At 71.1% G+C, this 17,687-nt stretch carries 16 protein-coding genes and 2 pseudogenes; 10 read left to right on the forward strand and 8 right to left on the reverse strand.

The annotated features are described in order from the left end of the window. Positions 1-39: 39 nt before the first annotated feature. Together AB5L52_RS33130 and AB5L52_RS33135 are read right to left on the reverse strand one after the other, a co-directional pair. Positions 40-810 (reverse strand): DeoR/GlpR family DNA-binding transcription regulator, encoded by a 771-nt coding sequence (locus tag AB5L52_RS33130; protein WP_351032480.1) that lies wholly within the window; start codon positions 808-810, stop codon positions 40-42. Between the two features lie 307 nt (positions 811-1,117). Continuing rightward, the gene (locus AB5L52_RS33135) at positions 1,118-1,927 is read right to left on the reverse strand and encodes an NAD(P)-dependent oxidoreductase (protein WP_351032482.1); all 810 of its coding nucleotides are present in this window, start codon (positions 1,925-1,927) and stop codon (positions 1,118-1,120) included. Positions 1,928-2,139: 212 nt separating this feature from the next. Between AB5L52_RS33135 and AB5L52_RS33140 the strand changes: the two genes are divergently transcribed. Beyond that, positions 2,140-3,081, forward strand: a complete 942-nt coding sequence (locus AB5L52_RS33140) for a 5-dehydro-4-deoxyglucarate dehydratase (RefSeq protein WP_369367451.1) — start codon at positions 2,140-2,142, stop codon at positions 3,079-3,081. A gap of 31 nt (positions 3,082-3,112) precedes the next feature. Then, positions 3,113-4,276: a hypothetical protein gene (locus AB5L52_RS33145; RefSeq protein WP_351032487.1), complete on the forward strand. Its 1,164-nt coding sequence runs from the start codon at positions 3,113-3,115 to the stop codon at positions 4,274-4,276. Here AB5L52_RS33145 and AB5L52_RS33150 read toward each other — a convergent pair. Continuing rightward, positions 4,213-5,445, reverse strand: a complete 1,233-nt coding sequence (locus tag AB5L52_RS33150; protein ID WP_351032489.1) for an MFS transporter — start codon at positions 5,443-5,445, stop codon at positions 4,213-4,215. The genes AB5L52_RS33145 and AB5L52_RS33150 overlap by 64 nt on opposite strands. Before the next feature lie 36 nt (positions 5,446-5,481). Here AB5L52_RS33150 and AB5L52_RS33155 point away from each other — a divergent pair. From AB5L52_RS33155 to AB5L52_RS33185, 7 genes and pseudogenes are all read left to right on the forward strand, one after another. Further along, positions 5,482-5,904: pseudogene (locus tag AB5L52_RS33155) on the forward strand (DUF6010 family protein). A 3-nt stretch (positions 5,905-5,907) separates the two neighbouring features. Next, positions 5,908-6,498, forward strand: coding sequence for a TIGR03086 family metal-binding protein (locus AB5L52_RS33160; RefSeq protein WP_351032492.1), 591 nt, complete (start codon positions 5,908-5,910; stop codon positions 6,496-6,498). Between the two features lie 128 nt (positions 6,499-6,626). After that, positions 6,627-7,328 carry a GntR family transcriptional regulator gene (locus AB5L52_RS33165; RefSeq protein WP_369367452.1) on the forward strand — a complete coding sequence of 234 codons (702 nt, stop codon included), beginning with the start codon at positions 6,627-6,629 and terminating at the stop codon, positions 7,326-7,328. Then, on the forward strand, positions 7,325-8,236 hold the full coding sequence (locus AB5L52_RS33170; protein ID WP_369367453.1) for a dihydrodipicolinate synthase family protein: 912 nt from the start codon (positions 7,325-7,327) through the stop codon (positions 8,234-8,236). The genes AB5L52_RS33165 and AB5L52_RS33170 overlap by 4 nt, the downstream gene beginning before the upstream one ends. Next, entirely contained in the window at positions 8,224-9,966 is a 1,743-nt protein-coding gene (araD, locus tag AB5L52_RS33175; protein WP_369367454.1) for an L-arabinonate dehydratase, read from the forward strand. The genes AB5L52_RS33170 and araD overlap by 13 nt, the downstream gene beginning before the upstream one ends. A gap of 104 nt (positions 9,967-10,070) precedes the next feature. After that, on the forward strand, positions 10,071-10,310 hold the full coding sequence (locus tag AB5L52_RS33180) for a hypothetical protein (protein ID WP_351032503.1): 240 nt from the start codon (positions 10,071-10,073) through the stop codon (positions 10,308-10,310). A 39-nt stretch (positions 10,311-10,349) separates the two neighbouring features. After that, complete coding sequence (locus AB5L52_RS33185) at positions 10,350-11,147, forward strand: HAD family acid phosphatase (RefSeq protein ID WP_351032504.1); 798 nt, start codon at positions 10,350-10,352, stop codon at positions 11,145-11,147. 18 nt (positions 11,148-11,165) lie between these two features. Here the strand turns inward: AB5L52_RS33185 and AB5L52_RS33190 are convergent. The 3 genes and pseudogenes from AB5L52_RS33190 to AB5L52_RS33200 form a co-directional block, all read right to left on the reverse strand. Further along, positions 11,166-12,191, reverse strand: a pseudogene (locus AB5L52_RS33190) (glycoside hydrolase family 43 protein); the annotation flags it as partial. Between the two features lie 251 nt (positions 12,192-12,442). Further along, positions 12,443-13,288 carry a hypothetical protein gene (locus AB5L52_RS33195; RefSeq protein ID WP_369367455.1) on the reverse strand — a complete coding sequence of 282 codons (846 nt, stop codon included), beginning with the start codon at positions 13,286-13,288 and terminating at the stop codon, positions 12,443-12,445. Continuing rightward, positions 13,285-13,854 carry a SigE family RNA polymerase sigma factor gene (locus AB5L52_RS33200; RefSeq protein ID WP_369367456.1) on the reverse strand — a complete coding sequence of 190 codons (570 nt, stop codon included), beginning with the start codon at positions 13,852-13,854 and terminating at the stop codon, positions 13,285-13,287. Before AB5L52_RS33200 ends, AB5L52_RS33195 begins: the two co-directional genes overlap by 4 nt. 247 nt (positions 13,855-14,101) lie before the next feature. Here AB5L52_RS33200 and AB5L52_RS33205 point away from each other — a divergent pair, with 247 nt between their 5' ends. Further along, complete coding sequence (locus tag AB5L52_RS33205) at positions 14,102-15,499, forward strand: NCS2 family permease (protein WP_369367457.1); 1,398 nt, start codon at positions 14,102-14,104, stop codon at positions 15,497-15,499. A gap of 6 nt (positions 15,500-15,505) precedes the next feature. Here AB5L52_RS33205 and AB5L52_RS33210 read toward each other — a convergent pair whose 3' ends face one another. After that, positions 15,506-16,960, reverse strand: coding sequence for a penicillin-binding transpeptidase domain-containing protein (locus AB5L52_RS33210; protein ID WP_351570380.1), 1,455 nt, complete (start codon positions 16,958-16,960; stop codon positions 15,506-15,508). Between the two features lie 54 nt (positions 16,961-17,014). Beyond that, on the reverse strand, positions 17,015-17,674 hold the full coding sequence (locus AB5L52_RS33215) for a response regulator transcription factor (protein ID WP_351032517.1): 660 nt from the start codon (positions 17,672-17,674) through the stop codon (positions 17,015-17,017). Positions 17,675-17,687 lie beyond the last annotated feature (13 nt).

Below are 17,687 nucleotides of genomic sequence, written 5' to 3' on the forward strand. Positions count from 1 at the left end.
TGGTGCTGGAGGGCCCGCCAAGGTGGACGGGCCGGCCAGTCAGACCCGGATGACCTGCGGGCCCAGCAGGGAGTAGCGGTGGGCTTCGGCGGCCGGGAGCTGGGTGCTGGTGACGATCGCCTCCAGGGCGCTGATGTCGGCGAACCGGCAGAAGCTGACCGCGCCGAATTTGGTGTGCACGCCCGCGAAGACGGTGCGCCGCGAGGCCCGCATCGCCTGCGCCTTGACCTCGCTGACCGCCGGGTCGGGCGTGGTCAGGCCGTGCTCGCGGGAGATGCCGTTGGCCCCGATGAAGGCGAGGTCGAGGACGAATCCGGCGAGCATCTTCGTCGTCCAGTGGTCGACGGTGGCCAGCGTGCCGGCCCGTACCCGCCCGCCGAGGAGCAGGACCGACATGGTCTCGATCTCGGCGAGGGAGCCCGCGACCGGCAGCGACGCGGTGACCACGGTCAGCGGCCGGTCGGTCGGCAGAGCCTCGGCGATCAGCTGCGGAGTGAAGCCCTCGTCCACGAAGACCGTCTCCGCGTCCCCGAGCAGCTCGGCCGCGGCGGCCGCGATCCGGCGCTTCTCGGGCACATGGCTGGTGGCCCGGAAGGCGAGCGTCGTCTCGAAGCCGGCGCTCTCCACCGGATAGGCGCCGCCGTGCGTACGACGGACCAGGCCGTGTTCCTCCAGGGCGCGCAGATCGCGCCGGATGGTCTCCTTGGCCACGCCCAGCTGGGCGGCCAGCGCGGTGACGTCGACCGAGCCGGTCGCACGCGCGGCCAGCACGATGGCGCGCTGGCGTTCTTCCGCCGTCCTCGCGCTCATGTCGTCACCCACCTTCCCGTGGAGCTGCCCGTTCGGGCTCTGGGGGAAGTTCTACAGGGGGCGTGCTGCGCTTACCAGGCCTATTGTGAGCCCGATCCTGCCCGCCTGTGCCCGTTTACCGGGCGGGGTGACCGGCCCGGACCTGCGGGGTCGTGCGGGGCGGGCGGTGAGAGCGGGCGCCCCGGATGCCCGAATGCGACGGCGGGCTGGCCCGTTCGCTGCCCGCCCGCCCGCGTGGGGTGCGTTTTCCGCCGCCCCAGGGTCTACTTCCGGCCGCCCGGGGTTGTGGTCCGCGCTGTCGATGGATTCAGTACGGCCAGATCGGCGGATCGTTCACGAAGTGCCCGCCGAGGTGGCTGTGCGCCGGGTTCTCCGGGTCCAGCTCGCCCTGCTCGGCGATCAGCTTGTCGGCGTACGGCTCGGAGTCGTCCTGCGGTGCGTAGCCGAGCGCCCGCGCGGTGGTCAGGTCCCACCACAGCCGGGTGTTGGCGGAGGAGCCGTAGACGACGGTGTGGCCGACCCGCTCGGCGGTCAGGGCCGCGTGGAAGAGCCGGGCGCCGTCGGCCGGGCTCATCCACACCGAGAGCATGCGCACGCTGGTCGGCTCCGGGAAGCAGGAGCCGATGCGCACGGACACGGTCTCCAGGCCGTGCCTGTCCCAGTACAGCTGGGCGAGGTCCTCCCCGAAGGACTTGGACAGGCCGTAGAAGGTGTCCGGGCGGCGCGGGGTGTCGATCGGGATCGGCGGCTCGCCCACGCGCGGGGCCGGGGTGTAGCCGACGGCGTGGTTGGAGGAGGCGAAGACGATCCGGGGCACGCCCTCCAGGCGGGCGGCCTCGTACAGGTTGTAGGTGCCCTCGATGTTGGACTTCAGGATCTTCTCGAAGGGGGCCTCCAGGGAGATGCCCGCGAGGTGGAGGACCGCGTCCACGCCCCGCACGGCCTCGCGCAGCGCCGCCGGGTCGCCGAGATCGGCGGTGATCGCGCCCGGCTCGCCCTCGACGGGGCGCACATCGAACAGGCGCAGCGTGTAGCCGTACCCCGGCAGCAGGGACCGCATCAGGGTGCCGAGCCCGCCGGCGGCGCCGGTGAGCAGCACGGTGCGGGGAGCGGGCATCCTTGGTTCTCCTCGTGTACGGCATTCACATTCATGGACAAGCTAAGGATCGTTGCCGCACACCGTCAAGTGTGGCGTGGTGTGCGTGAATTCGCCCCCGGGTTGCGGATTTGGCTGCTTGACCTGCCATAAGAGGGGCCCGTACCGTGGGCGAGTTCAGAAATATGGACGTGGATCAGAAACATGCACCGGTGTGTCTCAAGGGAGAGACCGTGACGCCAGTTCCTCTCACTGAACGGCTCGGCGATCCGCGCGGGCCGCTCTTCTTCCCCGTCACGGCCTACGGCCAGGACGGCTCACTCGACCTCGACGTCTACCGCACCCATGTCCGTCAGGGCGTCGCCGCCGGTGCCGCCGCCGTGTTCGCCTGCTGCGGCACCGGGGAGTTCCACGCGCTGCTGCCGGAGGAGTTCGAGGCCTGCGTCCGGGTGGCCGTCGAGGCGGCCGGGGGACGCGTCCCGGTCGTCGCGGGCACCGGCTACGGCACCGCGCTCGCCGTCCGCTACGCGCGTCTCGCCGAGGCGGCCGGCGCCGACGGCCTGCTCGCCCTGCCGCCGTATCTCGTCCTCGCCGGCCAGGAGGGCCTGCTGCGGCACTACCGGGAGATCGCCGCGGCCACCGCCCTGCCGGTCATCGTCTACCAGCGCGACAACGCCGTCTTCACTCCGCGGACGGTGGTGGAGCTCGCCCGCACCGACGGGATCGCCGGCCTCAAGGACGGCCTCGGCGACCTCGGTCTGATGCAGCGGATCATCAGCGCCGTACGCACCGAAGTCCCCGGCGACTTCCTGTACTTCAACGGCTTGCCCACCGCCGAGCAGACCCAGCTCGCCTACCACGCCCTCGGCGTCACGCTGTACTCCTCGGCCGTCTTCTGCTTCGCCCCCGAGCTCGCCCTCGCCTGCCACCGGGCCCTGACCACGGGCGACACGCCGACCTTCCACCGCCTCCTGGACGGGTTCTACGGCCCGTTCGTGGAACTGCGCGCCCAGGGCCCCGGCTACGCCGTCTCGCTCGTCAAGGCGGGCGTACGGCTGCGCGGCCTGGACGTCGGCGAGGTCCGGCCCCCGTTGCAGGAGCCGGCCGAGGACCATGTCAAACAGCTCGCCCAGCTGATCGAGCGGGGATACGCGCTGCTGGGGGAGGACGCGTGAGCGCGTGCGCGTACGGCTCGAAGGAGGGCGCGTGAAGGCGTCGGCGTTCGTCTATCCCTGGGACGTCAACGGGGACCCGGAGGCCCCGGCGCGTATCGCCGGGCTCGGCGTCGAGCAGGTGACGCTCGCCGCCGCCTACCACTCCACCCGCGCCCTGACCCCCCGCCACCCCCGCCACCGCATCGTCACCGCCGAGTACGCGGCCGTCCTCTACCCGCCGGGCGACCACTGGGCGGGCCGGGACCTCACGCCGTACCCCGCCGGGCGCTGGGCCCCGGGCGATGCCTACGGCGAGGCCGCGCAGGCCCTGGCGGCAGCCGGTCTGGCGGTGCACACCTGGGTCGTCCTCGCCCACAACTCCCGCCTGGGCGCCGACCATCCGGACACCTCGGTCGTCAACGCCTACGGCGACCGCTACCCGTGGGCGCCCTGCATCGCCCAGCCCGCCACGCGCGCGTACCTGGTCGGCCTGGCCGCCGAGGCCGCCGTGCGGCCCGGCGCGCACGGCACCGAGCTGGAGTCCCTCGGCTGGTACGGACTCGCGCATCTGCACGCCCACGACAAGATCTCCGGGGTCGGTCTCGGCGAGGCCGGGCAGTACCTGATGTCCCTGTGCTTCTGCCCGTCCTGCCGCGCCGGGTACGGGGAACAGGGCCTGGACGCCGACGAGTTGGCGGCCTCCGTGCGGGCCGCGCTGGAGCCGCTGTGGCGGGGCGCGGCGGACGACGAGGGCCGGCCGACGGCCGCGAAGCTGCTCGGCGAGGAGACGGCGGCCCGCACGCGCGCGTGGCGCGAGGAAACCGCCGGCACCCTCCAGGAGGAGGCCGTCGCCGCCGTACGCGCCGCCGCACCGGCCGGCTTCCAGGTGCTGCTGCACGCCGACCCGGTCTCCCACCACTGCGGAGCCAATGCCGGCGTCGACCCCGCCCGGGTTCTCTCCGCCGCCGACGGCGTGGTCGTACCGTGCACGGGCGGTACGGCCCTGCTGGCGCCCTTCGCCGCACACGCCCGGGAGGACACGGTGCTGGCCGCCAACTTCACCGTCGTCTCCGGGATGGGCGGCAGCCCCGGCACGCTCGCGGCGGACGCGGCACGCGCGCGTGCGCAGGGCGCGACGGAACTGCGGCTGTATCACGCCGGGTTGGCATCGGACCCGGATCTGGCGGCGGTCCGTGCGGCGCTGTCGGCGCGCTGAGCGAGTGCGGCGGCCGTCAGCAGCAGCGCGAGGCCGTAGAGCGGCAACAGCAGCGCCGGTGAGGCCAGTTCGACCAGGCCCGCCCCGACACCCAGCCCGACGACGTTGGGCGTGAAGACGAGCGTGTTGGCGGTGGCCGTCGCCCGGCCCAGCAGCGGGCCGGGCGTCTGCTGCTGGACGGCGGTGAACGTCGCGACGAGCACACAGGGCAGGCCCAGACCGATCGCCACGGCGGACGCGAGGGCCACCGCGTCCGACGGCACCGCCCGCGCGGCCACCGCGACCGCCGTCAGCGCGATCCCCGCCGCCCCGAACCGGTGCCCGCCGAGCCGCCGCAGCGCGACCCCCGAGACGAGCCCGGCCGTCACCGAACCGGCACCCTGGAAGGCGTACAGCACACCCGTCCAGGCGGGGGAGTGGCCGAGGCGGTCCACCACGGCGTACACCGTCGTACTGCTCAGTGAGGCGAGGAGCATCGTCGTACCCCCAGCTTGGACCAGCGTGCGCAGCTCGGGGTGACCCCAGAGGTGCCGGACGCCCTCGGCGGTTTCCTTCCGCCAACCGCCGCCGGACCGCACGGGCCGCTCCTCGCGCACCAGCAGCAGGGCGCAGAGCCCGGCGGCGAGCACGAACGTGACCGCGTCCAGACAGGCGACCGCCGGACCGCCGAAGGCCGCGTACAGGCCCGCCCCGGTCAGCGGGGCGACGAGCTTCATGCCCTCCGTGACGGTCGTCCGCAGCCCGTTGAAGTCGCCGCGGAGGTCCCCCGGGACTGCGGCGGTGACCAGGGCCGACTCGGCGGCGTCCCCGACGGCGCCGGCGGTTCCGTACAGGAGCAGGACGATGAACAGCAGCCACAGCCTGCCGGGCGAGTGGACGGTGAAGAGCGTCGGGAGCACGGCGGCGAGCGCCAGGTTCAGCGCGATGAGCAGGGGTTTGCGGCGCACGCGGTCGGCGAGCGTGCCCAGCGCCGGGCCGGCCAGGGTGGGGGCCCACGCGGCGAGGAAGCACAGGGCGGGCAGGCCGTCGGACCCGGTGAGGTCCCTGACCCACACGCCCGCCGCGAGCGACAGCGAGGAGGTGCCGAAGGCCGACACCACCAGGCTCGTGAGATACAGCCCCGCGTTGCGGTCCCGCAGTACGCGGAGCAGCGTCCAGGAAGTGGTCATGCCTGCTCATCGTGGGTCTAAGGCGGGCCCGACCGGATCGGCAAGGTGCCTTACGTCCTCCTCGTGTCCCTCGTCCCGGAACCGCACCCGCCGCTTCAACGCGGTCATGGTCGCCGGTGCGGGCGCCGCCTACCTCAGCGGCGGCGGCCTCGGCGGCTGGGAGTTCGCGTTCACCGCGGTGGCCACGTTCGTCGCCTGCAAGGGCCTGGACTCCTGGGCCTGGATCGGCGTCGGCTGGCTGCTGCACACGGCCTGGGACGTCGTGCACCACCTCAAGGGCCCCCGATCATCCCGTTCGCCCACGACTCCTCGTTCGGCTGCGCGCTGTGCGACCCGGTGATCGCGGTGTGGTGCCTCGGCGGCGGGCGCTCCCCGTGGCGGCGGCAGCGCGGCACCGATGAGTTTCGGCGGGCCGGCCGGTCAGCCCTTCGTACGAGGAGTGTCGCCGCGAAGGAGTGAGACATGACCATCGTCGACCTCGGCCCGCAGGCCCGGATCGTCGCACGGCTCGCCGAGTCCGTGACCGACGACCAGCTGACCGGCCCCACCCCGTGCCCGGAGTGCGCGGTACGGAACCTGCTGGGCCATGTCCAGATGCTCTCCGTGGCGTTCCGTGACGCCGCCCGCAAGGACCTCGGTCCGACGACCGACACCAACCCGACCGCCGCCGTCCCGGACATCGGCCCCGGCTGGCGCGAGGAACTGCCCAAGGCCCTCGACGAACTCGCCGACGCCTGGCGCGACCCGGACGCCTGGACCGGGATGACCCGCGCGGGCGGCGTGGACCTGCCGGGCGAGGTCGCCGGCGCCGTCGTCGCCGACGAACTGGTCGTCCACGGCTGGGACCTGGCCCGCGCCACCGGCCGGACCTACGCCCCCGACCCCGCCGCTCTCGACTCGGCTCTCGTCTTCCTCCACGCCGCGGCCGACGACCCGAACCGCGGCAACGGTCTCTTCGGCCCGGTCGTCCCGGTCCCGCAGGACGCACCCTTGCTGGACCGGGCGGTCGGGCTGAGCGGCCGGGATCCGGGGTGGCACCCCGAGAAGCCCTGACTCCGTCTGCCGTAAGCCCACTTCCTTTGTCAGAAGCATTGACGACAGGCGGGCCCCCTCCTACTTTCGTCGCGTCGTACTTCGTACGTCATATATGAGACGCGATACGTGAGATCCGAGAGGGCCGTATGACCTCTGCGCCCATCCCGATCCCGTCCCGCACGCAGTTCGTGCTGGACGCGATCAAACACCGCATCCTGACCGGGCAGCTGACGCCCGGTCAGGCCCTGGTCGAGACGGAGCTGGCCGCGCAGTACGGGGTGTCCAAGACCCCGGTGCGCGAGGCGCTGAAGACCCTCGCCGGGACCGGACTCGTCGTGATGAGCCAGTACAAGGGCGTCACGGTGCGCATGGTGGACGCGGACATGGCGCGCGAGGTCTACGACGTACGGCTGCTGCTGGAGCCGGAGGCGCTGCGCAGGACCGTCGGACGAGGCGCCTGCCTGGACGCTGCGCGTGACGCGCTGACCCGGGCCGACGCCGCCACCGACACCGCCGAACGCTCCCTCGCCAACCGGGAGTTCCACCGCGCCCTGTACCTGCCCTGCGGCAACCCGCTGCTCGGCCGGATGCTGGACGAGGTCCGTGACCAGGCCGCCCTCGTCTCGGCCGTCGCCTGGGCCGCCGACCCCTCCTGGCAGCGGGAGGCCGCCGAGCACCGGGAGATCCTGCGGCTCGCGCTCGACGGTGACGCGGACGGCGCCGCGCGCGCCCTGCACGCCCACATCGCGTCCTTCGTCCAACGGGCGTTCCCCCCGGACACCGAGGCGACCGAGGACGCCGAGCACCCCCACGGCGCAGTCCCCCACGCGGAGAAAGGCCATCGATGAGCAGCGTGACGTTCGAGCCCCAACGGGCGGCCCTGGCCGACGTGGTGGCCATCCCGGTGACCCCCTTCGCCGCGGACGGTTCCGTCGACACCGGCGCCCACCGGGCCCTGCTGCGCCGGCTGCTCGACGGCGGCATCCGGACCCTCACCCCGAACGGCAACACCGGCGAGTTCTACGCCCTCACCCCCGAAGAGCGCCGCCTGGTCACCGAGTTGACCGTGGCCGAGGCCGGTGACCGCTCGGCGGTCCTCGTCGGCGTCGGCCACGACCTGCCCACCGCCATCGCCTCCGCCCGGCACGCCCGCGACCTCGGCGCCCCGATGATCATGGTCCACCAGCCCGTCCACCCGTACGTCTCGGCGGCAGGCTGGGTCGACTACCACCGGGCCGTCGCCGAGGCCGTGCCCGAGCTGGGCGTGGTGCCCTATGTCCGCAACGCCCAGCTGCCCGGCGCCCGGCTCGCCGAGCTCGCCGGCCACTGCCCGAACGTCATCGGGGTCAAATACGCCGTCCCCGACGCCGCCCGCTTCGCCGCCTTCGCCCGCGACGCCGGCCTCGACCGCTTCGTCTGGGTCGCCGGTCTCGCCGAGCCGTACGCCCCCTCCTACTTCTCGGCGGGCGCCACCGGCTTCACCTCCGGACTCGTGAACGTCGCCCCGGCCGTTTCGCTGGACATGAGGGAAGCGCTTCGATCCGGCGACTACCCGGCCGCCATGAAGGTCTGGGAGCAGATCCGCCGCTTCGAGGAACTCCGCGCCGCCCACGGCTCCGCCAACAACGTCACCGTCGTCAAGGAAGCCCTCGCCGCGCTCGGCCTGTGCCGCCGCGACGTCCGCCCGCCGAGCAGGCCGCTGGCCGAGGACGAGCGCGCCGAGGTCGCCGCCATCGCCGCCGGATGGTCGATATGAACGCGCCCCGCAAGCAGCCGGAGGCACTCATAAGCCACCAGTGGTACGGCACCGACGGCCTGCGCTCCTTCAGCCACCGCGCCCGCACCCGCCAGCTCGGCTATCTCCCCGAAGAACACCTCGGCAAGCCGGTCATCGCGATCCTCAACACCTGGTCCGACATCAACCCCTGCCACGTTCACCTGCGCGACCGCGCCCAGGCCGTGAAGCGCGGGGTGTGGCAGGCGGGCGGCTTCCCCCTGGAGTTCCCGGTCTCCACCCTCAGCGAGACCTTCCAGAAGCCGACCCCGATGCTCTACCGCAATCTGCTCGCCATGGAGACCGAGGAGCTGTTGCGCTCCTACCCCGTCGACGGCGCGGTGCTGATGGGCGGCTGCGACAAGTCGACCCCGGCGCTGCTCATGGGCGCCGCCTCCGTGGACCTGCCCGCCGTGTTCGTGCCGGCCGGGCCCATGCTGCCGGGCCACTGGCGCGGCGAGGCCCTCGGCTCCGGCACCGACATGTGGAAGTACTGGGACGACAAGCGCGCGGGCCTCGTCGGCGACTGCGAGATGGCGGAGCTGGAGAGCGGCCTGGCCCGCTCGCCCGGCCACTGCATGACCATGGGTACGGCGTCCACGCTGACGGCCGCCGCCGAGGCGCTGGGCGTGACCGTGCCGGGCGCGTCCAGCATCCCGGCCGTCGACTCGGGGCACGAGCGGATGGCCGCCCGGGCGGGCCTGACGATCGTCGAACTGGTCCGCAGAGACCGGAAGTTGAGCCGTGTTCTCACCCGTGAGGCCTTCACGGACGCCGTCACCACCGTCCTCGGCCTCGGCGGCTCCACCAACGCCGTGATCCATCTGATCGCCATGGCGGGCCGGGCCGGCGTCAAGCTCGCCCTGGACGACTTCGACCGCATCGCCCGGACCGTACCGGTCCTCGCCAACGTCCGCCCCGGCGGCCGGCGGTACCTGATGGAGGACTTCCACTTCGCGGGCGGCCTGCCCGGCTTCCTGTCCCGGATCACCGACCTGCTCCATCTCGACCGGCCGACGGTGTCGTACGACACCCTGCGCGAGCAGCTGGACGGCGCGCGGGTGCACGACGACGACGTGATCCGTCCCCGTGACAACCCGGTCGCGAGCGAGGGCGGGGTCGCGGTCCTGCGCGGCAACCTCTGCCCGGACGGCGCGGTCATCAAGCACATCGCCGCCGAGCCCCACTTGCTCAAGCACACCGGCCCGGCCGTCGTCTTCGACGACTACAAGACCATGCAGCGCACCATCAACGACCCCGCGCTCGGCATCACTGCCGACAGCGTGCTGGTGCTGCGCGGCGCCGGGCCCAAGGGCGGCCCCGGCATGCCCGAGTACGGCATGCTCCCCATCCCGGACCACCTGCTGAAGCAGGGCGTGCGGGACATGGTCCGGATCTCCGACGCCCGGATGAGCGGCACGAGTTACGGCGCCTGCGTGCTGCACGTGGCCCCGGAGTCGTACATCGGCGGCCCCCTGGCGCTCGTGCGCACCGGGGACCTGATCACCCTGGACGTCGACGCCCGCCGCCTCCATCTCCACGTGGACGACGAGGAGCTGGCCCGGCGCAGGTCCCGGTGGCCGCCCCCGCCCGCCCGGCACGAGCGTGGCTACGGCGTCCTCTACAACGGGCAGATCACCCAGGCCGACACCGGTTGCGACTTCGAGTTCCTCGCCCGGCCCGGGAAGGTTCCGGACCCGTACACGGGCTGAATCACCCTCGACATCACCCCCGTCATCGCCCTCGACCTGCAGCTCCGCATGGCCGAGATGTCGAACAACGATCGGAAATCGCTTACTGCGAACGGAGAACAGCCATGGCCCAAGCCGCAGCCGTGGCGAAACCGCCCGCGCCACCCCGGCGGCGCCGGGACAGGCCGGCCGACCAGCTGAACAAGGCGCAGGCGGACCGGGTCGGCAAGGGGTCCTCGGTCACCTCGGCCGGCAACAAGCACGACGATCGGCGCGACGGTGAACTGACCGCCGGCGCCAAAAAGTATATCGATCGGATAACAGCACTCGCAGGCACCGGTGTTATGCGCGTAGACAGTCTCTGACCTGGTACATCACACACATCCACCAGATCCGGAGAATCCATGCGGAAGTCCCACAGAGTCGCCGCCGCCGGTGCCGCCTGTGCTCTCGCCGGTGCCGCGCTCTACAGCGCGGGCGTGGCCACCGCCGGGCAGTCCACGGCGAACTCCACCCACGAGCCCTACAACATGGGGCAGTTGGTGAAGGACATCGACACCTATTACGGCACGACCGCCGACAGCAACGGCGTCTACCAGGCGTCCCCGGACAGCCCGTACGCCAAGGACCTGGCGCAGCTCGACGCCGACGCGAAGCGGTACATCGACAGGGCGGCCCGCAAGGCGCACCGCCATGGCGAGAAGCCGGCCGTCATGTTCGACATCGACGACACGCTGCTGCTCAGCCTCGACTACGAGAAGCGCTACAACTACACGTTCAACCCCACCACGTGGAACGACTACGTGAACCGTGCCGACCGGCCGGCCGTCTTCGGCAGCCCCGAGCTGGTGCGGTACGCCGAGTCCAAGGGCGTGGAGGTCTTCTACAACTCCGGCCTGAGCGAGGCGCAGCGCGCCGCCGCCGTCGCCAACCTGAAGAAGGTCGGCGCCGATGTGAACCTCGACGCCGACCACATGTTCCTCAAGGACAAGGCCAACCCGCCGGCCTACCTGAGCGACTGCGCCACTCCGGGCACCTGGAACTGCACGACCGTCCAGTACAAGTCCGGCACCCGCAAGCACATCGAGGACGACCTCGGCTACGAGATCATCGCCGACTTCGGCGACCAGTACTCGGATCTCGACGGCGGTCACACCGGCCGCACGTACAAGATCCCGAACCCGACCTACTTCGTCTCCTGACGGTCATCCGTAGGTCCTGAGCAGTCGCTCGTACTCGGCCCCCGTCACCGGCAGCACCGTGCCGTGGCGGGGGCTGGCCGGCAGTGCGTAGTCCGTGGACTGCGTCCATCTGCCCGAGGCGAGGTCCGTGGTCTCGAAGGGGACGTAGCCGCGCAGGCCGTACTCGTCGACGAACAGGTACCACTTGTTCCCGGTGTTCGACTTGAAGACGGTCGGCCCCTCGCCCCGCTGGATGGCTCCGCTGCCGAGGCAGTCGGCCACGAAGCCGTACTCCGTGGCCGTCAGGTCACGCGCCTTCTCCTCGGTGATGAACTTCGAGCAGGGTGAGCTGGAGCTCGGGTCGCGCTCGTCCTTGGTGAAGCGGTAGTACGTCCCCCTGTCCTTGATGACCGTCGAGTCGATCACCGAGTAGCCCGGGTCGTCCCAGACCCTGGGCGCGCTGAAGGTGCGGAAGTCCCTGGTGGTCGCGTACAGCATGCGGTTGTACGTCGAGCCGGTGTGGCCGGGGTCGTCGGAGGCGTACAGCTTGGACGCCCAGAAGACCACGTACTCGTGCCGCCGGTCGTCCCCATAAGCCTCCGGCGCCCAGGTGTTGCCCGCGTTGTCCGGCGCCACCTTCACCAGCCGCCGGCCGGTCCAGTGCACCAGGTCGGTGGAGTCCCAGATCATCACGGACTTGCTGCCGTGCCGCTGGACGTAGTCCCAGCTGCCGCTGCTGTTCTGGTACATCCGCAGGTCGGTGGCGATGAGATGGAACGTGCCGCCCTCCGGGGAGCGGATCACGAACGGGTCGCGCAGCCCCTTCTCCCCGATTGCCGACGTCAGTATTGGCTTGCCCGCGTTCAACTCCCGCCAGTGCAAGGGATCGTTGCCCTGGCTGAGGGCGAAGTGGATCTGCTCGCCGTCGGCCGTGCCCTCGCCAGTGAAGTAGACGAAGAGATAGCCGGCGTACCTGGTGTGCGAGGAGTGCGCGGAGCCCGGCTGGGCGGCCAGCAGGGTGAGGAGGAGGGCGAACACGGGGGCCAGCAGAGTTCTCAGACGCATGGCAGTCCTGGGGGATCGTGAGGGGTTCTGTTGGGTGCTGTGCGATCTGCGCTCTCGGAGTGTGGCCAGTGGGGGACCGCGCGTCAATCGGTGTGCCGGCGACTCGGGCGGCCGAAAGTTTCGGTCGCCTTCGCCGGCACCGGTTCGAACCGCATCACCCTCCAGGCCTGCGGCACGGAGAAGGTGCGCATCGACGGCTCCCGGCTGCCCGCCGCTCCTGGCTCACCGGCATCTACGGCAGCTACTGGACCTCATGAGTCGCCCGGCGAGCTGTCGTGCGCGGCGAAGTCGCCGGTCACCGTGTAGGAACGCCCTCCGGCCGCACCCGTGATCGTGTAGCTGTCGGCCCCCGCGTCCCGTCCGCCCCGCGCATGGTCGTACTGCCCCGCGAACACCCACTGCCCGGCGGGAACCGTACGGCCGTCCTTGAGGTGCCAGGTGTAGACGACGAAGCCGTTCCTCTTCTCGACCGTCTGCGTGAAATCCCCTTCCGGCAGGGACCGCCACGCCCCCGTCGAGGTCACCCCACCCGTCTGCGCCACCTTCAACTCGACGGTGAGGGACGTCAGTTGCTTCGAGGTCTTCAGGGTCAGATCGCTCTGCGCCCAGAAGTCGTTGCTGTGCGGGTCGACCGAGCCGTCCGACCACAGCGGGCCGTCCTGCTCGCCGTGCGCCACCGGCGGGCGCACCGGGGCGGTGGACCTCGGCGTGGGGGAGTCCGGGGTGCGGGAGGGGTGCGTGGCGCCCGGGCTCGGTGCGGGGTCGGCCGTGGGGGCCGGTGGGTGCGCGGGCCCGTCCGGGGAGGAACCGGGCGTCGGGGACACCACGACCGTCTGCCGGGCCGGCTCATCGCCGCGGACCGCGGAGGCCACCGCGTACCCGCCGACCGCGAGCACCCCGGCGACCGCCGCGGTGGCGCCGACCACCCGCACCCACCCCGACCCCGGCCGGCGCGTACGCCCGCGCTCGGGCCGGGACGGCGCCGCGGCCATGCCGCGTTCCACGCGGGCCAGGATGCGCGCGCGGTCGGGTTCATGGGCCTCGGCCGCCTCGTGCAGCCGGGCGCGCAGCTCGTCGTGCACGTCCTGCTGCCTCATTGGTTCCGTCCTCCGCTCTCGCCGCCCCGGGCCGCCATCGCCGCGTGCACCCGCCGCGGATCGCCCTGGGGGCCGAGCAGTCGCTGCAGTTCCGCCATGCCCTTGGACGTCTGGCTCTTAACCGTACCCACCGAGATCCCGAGCGCGAGCGCGGTGTCCTTCTCCGAGAGGTCGAACGCGTGCCGGAGCACCACACACGCCCGTTTGCGGAACGGCAGCCCGCGCAGCGCCGCCTGGACGTCCACCGCTCCGGCCACGTCCGGGTTCTCGGTCTTCTCCTCGCGGTGCGACCAGAACAGCGCGATCCGCCGGCGTTCGCGCACCGTGCTGCGGATCCGGGTGCGAGCCAGATTGGCGACCACGCCCCGCGCGTACGCCACCGGATGGTCGGCCGCGCGCATCCGGTCCCAGCGGTGCCACAGGGCCAGCAGCGCGTCCGCCGCCAGATCGTCGGCGGCGTCCGCCTCACCGGTCAACAAGTGGGCCAGCCGGGCGAGTTCGGCGTAGTGCCGTTCGAAGAAGGTATGGAATTCCACGGAGGCGGCGTCGTCGACGACTGTGCCCACGGGTGACCTCTTCTCGCTGCGACTCTGTGAGTGTCATGTGAATGACATGCGATGGTCCGGAGGGGGCCGGACGGAGATCCGGAAGCGTAGCAGCGATCGTTTCGTGTCCTTGTGCGGGGGGCCGGACAACGTATGGCTGCCCGAACCTCATTCCGTAACACAGCGAAAACCTGAAACAGGTTGAACGAGGGAACAATCCAGCCAGCATCCGCCCGCCGATCAGCAGGTGACGAGGAGTGAGAGCAGCATGTCAGTGGACCGGTACTTCAGAATCTCCGAACGGGGATCCACGGTCGGCCGGGAGATACGCGGCGGCTTCGCCACGTTCTTCACCATGGCCTACATCCTCGTCCTGAATCCGATCATCCTGGGCAGCGCCAAGGACAAGTACGGGCACGCGCTCGACACCGGCCAACTCGTCACCGCGACCGCACTGGTGGCGTGTGTGATGACGATCGTCATGGGCGTCGGCGGCAACCTCCCGCTCGCGATCGCGGCCGGACTCGGTCTCAACGCCGTCGTCGCCTTCCAGCTGGCGCCGCTGATGAGCTGGCCCGACGCGATGGGCCTGGTGGTCCTGGAGGGCCTGATCATCTGTCTGCTGGTCCTCACCGGACTCCGGGAAGCCATCATGAACGCGATCCCGCAGCAGCTGAAACAGGCCATCGGCGTCGGCATCGGCCTGTTCATCGCCTTCATCGGCTTTGTCGACGCCGGGTTCGTCAGCCGTATCCCGGACGCCGCGCACACCACCGTGCCCGTGCAACTGGGCGCCGTCGGACGGCTCACCGGCTGGCCGGTGCTCGTGTTCTGCCTCGGCGTGCTGCTGACCATCGCGCTGCTCGCCCGGAAGGTGAAGGGCGCGATCCTCATCAGCATCGTGACGATGACCGTCGTCGCGATCGTCATCAACGCCGTCGCCGACATCAAGAGCTGGGGCCTGACCACGCCCAAGGTGCCCGACAAGATCGTCGCCAGCCCGGACTTCGGGCTGATCGGTCACTTCAGCCTGTTCGGCGGGTTCGCCAAGGCCGGCGTCCTCACCGCCGTCCTGCTGGTCTTCACCTTGATCCTGTCCGACTTCTTCGACGCCATGGGCACGATCGTCGGCATCAGCGCGGAGGCCGGTCTGCTCGACGAGAAGGGTCAGGTGCCCGGCATCGGCCGTGTGCTGTTCATCGACGGCGCCGCGGCCGCCGTCGGCGGTCTCGGCTCCGCCTCCTCCAACACCGCCTACATCGAGTCCGCGGCCGGTGTCGGCGAGGGCGCCCGCACCGGCCTCGCCAACGTCGTCACCGGCGGCCTGTTCGGCCTCGCCCTCTTCCTCACCCCGCTGCTCACCATCGTCCCGCTCCAGGCCGCCGCGCCCGCGCTGATCGCCGTCGGCTTCCTGATGATGACCCACGTCAAGCACATCGACTGGGACCGGTACGAGATCGCCGTCCCGGCGTTCCTCACCATCGCCGCGATGCCGTTCACGTACTCCATCACCGACGGCATCGGCGCGGGCTTCCTGTCCTACGCCGTGATCAAGACGGTGCTGGGGAAGGCGCGGGAGGTCAACTGGCTGTTGTGGGCGGTTTCGGCGCTGTTCGTGGTGTACTTCGCGATCGACCCTGTGGAGCAGCTGCTCGGGGTGAAGTGAGGGGGCCTACTTCAACGCCGCCTGCATCATCGCCTTGGCCACGGGCGCCGCCAGGCCGTTGCCGCTGACCTCCGAGCGCGCCGCGTCCGACTGCTCCACCATCACCGCGACGGCGACCTCCTTGCCGTTGCTGTCGGACTTGGCGAAGGACGTGAACCAGGCGTACGGCGTCTTGCTGTTGTTCTCGCCGTGCTGGGCGGTGCCGGTCTTGCCGCCGACGGTGGCCCCGTCGATCAGCGCGTTGGTGCCCGTGCCGTCCTTGACCACCGTCTCCATCGCCGACTGGAGCTGCTCGGCGGTGGCGGAGCTGAGGATCTCCTTGCTGTCCGCGCTGTCGTCGTAGTTCTGCAGCACATCACCGCCACTGTCGGTGATCTGCGACACCATGTGCGGCGAGACCAGCTTGCCGCCGTTGGCTATCGCCGCGGACACCATGGCCATCTGCAGAGGGGTCGCGGTGACGTCGAACTGGCCGATGCCGGACAGCGCGGTCTGCGCCTTGTCCATGCCGGAGGGGTACACGCTGGCGTAGGCCCGCACCGGCACGTCCTGGTGGTCGTTGTTGAAGCCGAACTTCTCGGCCATGGCCTTCACCTTGTCCTGGCCGAGCTGGACGGCCATGTGACCGAAGACGTTGTTGCAGGAGTACCGGAGGGCCGTGCGGATCGAGGCGTTCTTGCACGGCGCCGACTTGTTCTCGTTCGCCAGTGGGCGCGTCGTGCCCGGCATGATGTACGGGTCGGGGCTGTCGGTGGGGTCGCCCACGTTCTTGTACAGCCCGTTCTCCAGCGCGGCCGCCGCCACGACCAGCTTGAACGTCGAACCCGGCGGCAGCGGCTGGCGCAGCGCGCGGTTGGTGAGCGGCTTGTCCTTGTCCGCGTTGAGCTGCTTCCAGGCGCTCCCGGCCGTGTTGGCGTCGGTGAGCGAGGAAGGGTCGTACGACGGCGTGGACACCGCCGCGAGGATCTTGCCGGTCTTCGGGTCGACCGCCACGGCCGCGCCCTTCTTGTCGCCGAGCGCGCGGTAGGCCGCCTTCTGCACGCCCGGGTCGATCGTGGTGAGGACGTTGCCCGGGTCGGCGCGCTTGCCGGTGAGCGTGTCCATCACGTTCTTCAGCTTGCTGTCCGTGCCGTTCAGCAGGTCCTGGTAGATGCCCTCCAGCTGGGTGGGGGCATAGGCCTGCGAGGCGTAGCCCGTCACGGCCGCGTAGAGCTTGCCGTCGGTGTACGTCCGCTTGTACGCGAGGTCGCTCTTCGCCGTCCGCGCGGAGCCGGTGACGGCGTTTCCGGCCACGATGATGTTACCGAGCGGCTGCGAGTACGTCTGGATCGCGTTCCGCCGGTTGTCGTTGTCGTCCGCTAGGGCCTTGCCGTCGTAGAACTGCACCCATGTCGCCCTGACCAGCAGAGCGAGCACGAGCAGCAGCACGAAGACGGACACCCGCCTGATCGTCTTGTTCATCCCGCTGGAAAGACGTTCGAGAAGGGCCTGATCGTTCCCGTACGCCCCGTTTTCTCATCGCGCGTTCAGGAAACCCGCCTCGTAGGCGGCGATCACCGCCTGGGTGCGGTCCCGGGCGCCGGTCTTCGCGAGGACGGCCGCCACGTGCGACTTCACGGTCGCGGGGCCCACGTCCAGGCGCCGGGCGATCTCGGCGTTGGTCAGCCCGTCGGCCATGTGCCGCAGCACGTCGCGCTCGCGTCCGGTGAGCTTGCTCACCCAGGGCGCGGACGGGGTGGTCCGGCGCGCGTGTTCGGCCGCGAGGGTCCGCACGGCCGACGGGAACAGCAGGCTGTCGGTGTGGGCGACCAGCCGTACCGCCTGGACCAGGGTGTCGGCGTCGGCCCGCTTCAGCAGGAAGCCGGCGGCGCCGGCGCGCAGCGCGTCGTACACGTAGGAGTCGTTCTCGAAGGTGGTCACGACCACGATGCGCGGCGGGTGCTCCAGGGTGCCGACGATCTGTTCGGTGGCCCGGATCCCGTCGATCTCCGGCATGCGCACGTCCATCAGCACGACGTCGGGTCGCAGCTCCCGGACCACCGACACGGCCTCGGCGCCGGTCGTCGCCTCACCGACCACCTCCAGGCCCGGTTCGGCGGAGAGGATCGCGCGCAGGGCGGTGCGGACCATGCGCTCGTCGTCGGCGAGGACGATCCGGAGGGCGGGCTGGGTCATACGGAGCCTTTCG

Origin of the sequence: Streptomyces sp. CG4 (assembly GCF_041080655.1) — a bacterium.
GTDB lineage: Bacteria > Actinomycetota > Actinomycetes > Streptomycetales > Streptomycetaceae > Streptomyces.